The sequence below is a fragment of the Pseudomonas sp. HMSC063H08 genome (genome assembly GCF_001813645.1).
GTDB lineage: Bacteria > Pseudomonadota > Gammaproteobacteria > Pseudomonadales > Pseudomonadaceae > Pseudomonas > Pseudomonas aeruginosa.
In genome coordinates, this window is record NZ_KV813414.1 from 1 (window position 1) to 260 (window position 260).

At 56.2% G+C, this 260-nt stretch carries 1 protein-coding gene; it reads right to left on the reverse strand.

The features are described from left to right. A partial coding sequence (locus tag HMPREF2924_RS36190) for a hypothetical protein (RefSeq protein ID WP_371915078.1) occupies window positions 1-182 on the reverse strand: 182 nt, incomplete at its 3' end. Window positions 183-260: the final 78 nt, after the last annotated feature.

The following is a 260-nucleotide window of genomic DNA, read 5'->3' on the forward strand; positions in this document are numbered from 1 at the left end:
AGATCGACCAGGTGTTCGTCGAGGCCGAAGGCAAGCTGTTCTTGTCGAAGAGCGGCTGCGGTCATCTCCAGGATCTCCAGAGACTCATCCGTCCAAGGGGTGTTGTGCAAGCGAAAGCCCACGGCACCGTGCTCGTTACACCAGAAGAGCGATACCAACACCGAGGGCAAGCGGATTGGCATCTTGGTCGAGAACCTTTCGTAGAGGCTATTCCACGCGCTGATGGGTAGATGTGTTTTTCTGATCTCCCAGCAGCGGTT